Source organism: Nostoc sp. (assembly GCF_054880495.1).
Genome location: NZ_JBTYKD010000407.1, coordinates 1 through 4,580 on the forward strand (window position 1 = coordinate 1; position 4,580 = coordinate 4,580).

General features: G+C 41.6%; 4 protein-coding genes. All 4 read left to right on the plus strand.

Features of this window, described 5'->3' with window-relative positions:
• The first annotated feature begins 178 nt into the window (after positions 1-178).
• The 4 genes from ACYTXL_RS34160 (at position 179) to ACYTXL_RS34175 (ending at position 4,371) form a co-directional block, all read left to right on the plus strand.
• Positions 179-550: a Crp/Fnr family transcriptional regulator gene (locus ACYTXL_RS34160; RefSeq protein ID WP_461928457.1), complete on the plus strand. Its 372-nt coding sequence runs from the start codon at positions 179-181 to the stop codon at positions 548-550.
• Positions 551-747: 197 nt separating this feature from the next.
• Positions 748-1,113, plus strand: a complete 366-nt coding sequence (locus ACYTXL_RS34165) for a Lin0512 family protein (protein ID WP_461928458.1) — start codon at positions 748-750, stop codon at positions 1,111-1,113.
• 862 nt (positions 1,114-1,975) lie between these two features.
• Positions 1,976-3,784, plus strand: a complete 1,809-nt coding sequence (locus tag ACYTXL_RS34170) for a multicopper oxidase family protein (RefSeq protein WP_461928456.1) — start codon at positions 1,976-1,978, stop codon at positions 3,782-3,784.
• Between the two features lie 248 nt (positions 3,785-4,032).
• Complete coding sequence (locus ACYTXL_RS34175; RefSeq protein ID WP_334790905.1) at positions 4,033-4,371, plus strand: hypothetical protein; 339 nt, start codon at positions 4,033-4,035, stop codon at positions 4,369-4,371.
• Positions 4,372-4,580: the final 209 nt, after the last annotated feature.

Sequence of the window (4,580 nt, forward strand, 5' to 3'; positions counted from 1 at the left end):
ATGACCATATACAAGACTCTAGCAAGAAAAATATGGAAATATGGAGCGCCTAACTCATGACTGGAAGTCACGAGTGTGCGGCTTGCAGAAATCAACATAAAGTAGTATACTCTTCTAGGTTCACCTATTGTCTATCCAAAAGTTTCGTTTAAAAACAAAGAATTTTGGGGTTGCTCTAATGCTAAGTTCTGTAGTAACAACAATCAGTATCTTTCAAAAAAAATCCGACCCTAAAGCATTTTCCGCAGGCCAAGTCATCTTTGAAGAAGGAGACCCTGGTGATTATATGTATGGCATTCTCGAAGGAGAGGTAAATATATTAGTCAATGGCAAGATTATAGAAACCATTGAGACGGGCGAAGTTTTTGATGTCGGAATCCTTGTCGGAGTCAAAAATAGAACTTACACAGCTATTGCCAAAGTAGATACCAAACTGGTTTTCCTTGATGAGACAGAGTTTCTCTTTGCCGTTCAGGAAACACCCATGTTTGCCGTAGAGGTGATGAAAAGTTACTCAAAGCGTGTGAGTCGCTTGCAGCATATGGTCTAAAGCACCTCATGAGGCAGGGGCAGGAAGATCAAATGACCACAGATAGGAGTGAAAAGACGTAGACACAATTCATGTAGCTTTAGCTTGCCGCAGGGTATTGTGCCTACCAAGGATTTTGGGCAACGCGGTCTTTTCCCAAGTGGCTTCTGTGCCTTTTGCCTTTTTAATCAAAGATGCAAGATTTACCAGAGGTAGCAATGGCGCGTAAACGGTTAATTATCGAGATGGGGATGGGAATCGATCAGCATGGACAAGATCCTACAGTAGCAGCATCTAGGGCTGTACGGAATGCGATCGCTCACAATGCTTTACCTGGTGTTTGGGAAGTTGCAGGTTTAAGTCACCCCAATGAAATGATTATAGAGGTTCAGGTAGCAGTACCATATCCCGAACAAGTTAGAGAAGAAGAAGTATTAGCTGTACTACCATTTGGTCGAAAAACCCTCACCGTAGAATCTGGGGGGATGGTAGTTCAAGGGCGGGCTATTCCCGAACTCAACGATAAAAATGACGAAATGTTAATTGCGATCGCATCTGTTACAGTTCTGATCGAAAATGATTAGTTGAGTTGACACTCCCCAGCCCCTCACCGATTTTTGGGTGAAGGCAAAACTCATACAGTCAGAAGATTTAGTCATCTTGCCTGATATTAACATTAATGTTTCTACTTACTCTTTCAATTAACTCACTAACACTAATCTCTAATGAGTTAGAAGCTTTGACTAAATTTTCCCAAGCAGAATTAGTTAACATTATGTTTTGAGGCTTCTTTAATTCTTCATAAAAGACTAGCTGATTCTTTGTTATTTTGATACATTTACCTGTTGACTTCACTTGAATATATGTATATATTAAGTTGACTTTAGCAGATCAGGGAAGTAATTAAAAATTGCTAATAAACTATATGTATAAGCTTCGGACTAATATCGCCCAATTAAATTAAATGAACGAGTGGCTGGATATGCTTCGTTCTACTTAAAATTTGAGTTTGGCTGACAGAATCACTCAATACAATTAGCAATTCATTCAAGGCGGTTATTGCGATATTATAACCAGGGTACTAGCTTGCCCCATAACTTCTTTTGTTAGTAAGAATGGTGCAAGTGGTGAACCTTAGATAATGGCGAGTTAGTAGAAAAATTAAAGGTAGCAAAAATCCTAAAAAAGCTAGCTTCAAATTAGAATATTTTCACAAAAAAATTACATATAAGTCTTAAAAATCTCAGCGTCCTTAGACTTTAAGAGTGCCAAAGGCTCTCCATTAGCTTACTCAGGACTTACGCAAACAATAGCCGAAAAGAATGATTTTCTTCTTAGGGGCAATACCCTGCGGTCAGCTAAAGCTACAAAAATGGCCTCTAGCGTGTGTAGTTTTGTGTAAGTCTTATTACTATCAATAATAATTTTTGAAGGACTAAATTAATTATGAGTAGCAAGTGGTTGCTAAGTAAGTGGAGACAAATCTTCAAATGGTATCTCCCCTTTGTCTTTATTGTCACACTGCTGGCTGGAATAATCTTTTCCAGATTGAGTATAACGATCGCTGCTGATTCCTTCCTAGATCCGGCCACCCAACCGAAGTTCATCAATTCGTTGCCGTCTCTAGCAAGGATAAATGCGACAACGGGTGGTAACTTCGGTGTAGTGATCGGACAAACTAAGCAATGGCTGGGATTATATAGCAGTCCCGGTGCAGATGGCATATATGGTACAAAGGATGATGCCCGCTTAAACACAACAGTTTGGGGTTATGGTTTGCAAGGGCAAAGGAATGTTACCTACCCAGGACCGACATTCGTGGCGCAAAAAAACGTACCGATTCAAGTGCTGTGGGACAACGAACTACCAAAATCTGGATATCTTTTGCCAGTAGACAAGAGCATTCTTTCAGCAACGATTGTAAACGTTCTCCAAAAAGGGCTTGTACCTACAGCGGTGCATCTGCATGGCGGTCATACTGAGTGGACTAGCGACGGATATCCCGACGCTTGGTTTACACAAGATTTTTCACAAACCGGAACCCGTTGGGTTAAAAAGAACTATAGTTATGCAAATGACAGCCGGGCAGCGACACTCTGGTATCACGACCACGTTATGGGTAACAGTCGTTTAAGTCTATACGCTGGTCTTGCAGGCTTCTATTTGCTCAGGGATAACAACGAGATTAATCTAATCAATCGCAACATTTTGCCCAGTGGGAACCAGGAGAAAGAAATCATCATCCAGGATAGAAATTTCACTGCGAACGGTCAGCTTTACTACCCACCTCGTTCAAATTCTCCAACTGCTCCATATCCAAGTGTAATGCCGAATTTCTTCGGTAATTTCATCCTAGTAAATGGCATGGCCTGGCCAAAGCTCACGGTCGAACCGAGAAAGTACCGTTTACGGTTGGCAAACGGTTCAAACTCGCGCTTCTATAACCTGAACTTCAACGACTCAAAGGAGAAGTTTTACCAAATCGGCACCGAGCAAGGCTTATTAGAAAAACCAGTCGCGGTTCAAAATTTAATTCTTGCTCCAGGTGAACGCGCTGATGTGATTGTTGACTTCACTGGCGATTCAGGAAAAGAGTTTATCGTCAATAACTCGAACCGCGATCAAGGTGATCCCAAGATTATCGGTCAGATAATGAAGATTGCGGTCAAACAACCACTTTCAAATATTCCAAATGCGACTGTGGATACTAATGAAAGTGATGGACTGACAACACAGTTGCTACCTGAGAAGATTATAACTCCTGCTCAAACCGGAATCACTCGGCAACTGGTTATATTTGAGAAGAACGATGAATACGGTCGGACCCTGCTAGAGCAAGGTACATTGGCAGACGGCTCATTGGGCTATGACGATCCAATTACTGAGAAACCAAAACTCGGCACAACTGAAGTTTGGGAATTATACAACACGTCACAAGACCCACACCCAATTCACTTGCACTTGGTTTCCTTCCTGATTCTAAATCGACAGAAATTTACTGGCAGTGTAGTCCCAGTGATCACAAGCCCTGGTAAGACTAAGCTATTTCTCAAAAATCCTGTCCTAATCGGCAATCCTCAGGCTCCACCACTCTCACAGAAAGGTTGGAAAGACATCGTAGTTATTTACCCAGGTGAAGTTGTTCGCATTATTGCCACCTTCGACAAAGCGGGGTATTATGTCTGGCACTGTCACATTATGGAACATGAAGACTTCGATATGATGCGACGCTTTCAAGTTGTGACAACTCCCTAAGGGACTGACAAATAAAAAAATACTCAACTAATTCTTGTGGGGTGGGCTACTTACAGCTATTTTCAGGTAAATAGACCACGCGGTAGGGGTACAGCATTGCTGTGCCCCTACGACAGATGTGGTTCAAATACATGATTTCTGCTGTAATCATGATCAAGTTAACGGCTCTGCGCTAAAGTAAAAATATTGGGATAAAAATCTCTGGCAGTAAGTTCAATACACCACTAATCTTTACCACTGCGGCGATAATGTCTCAAGAGTATAACGAATCACTGCAAATTCAAGAGATCACCAAACTGAAACCGAAACACTTTGCTGATTTAGTCAGATCAGCACAATTGGTTTTCGACCCCACAGCCGGAGTTTCGGGAAGAAATATCACAGTTGACTGGGAAGAATTTGGAATTCCCCATGATGTGGCAGAGAATCTCAAATCACTTGGTCAGCAGTACCAATATGCATCTCCTCACATTCCTGTTGAAGTCATTTGGAGTCAATTAACTCCAAAGACTCGTATTTGGTTTGTTGAAAATAAAGATCGGTTGTGGCAGATTGAGGAAGCTTTCCCAGCCCTTGACGAAGATTAAACGGCTGAACCATTGAATGGAATACCAATTATTTGTAGGGGTACAACGAGCATTGTGCCCCTATCCTCTCTCTATAGGCATTTTTGTTGGAATGGAATATGCCGTAAATTTAGACCTAAACCTCATCTAAGTTTATAAGCGTAGTTTTGTGCCCTCACCCTAAATCCCTCTCCCAGATATGGGAGAGGGACTTTGAAATTCTGGCTCCC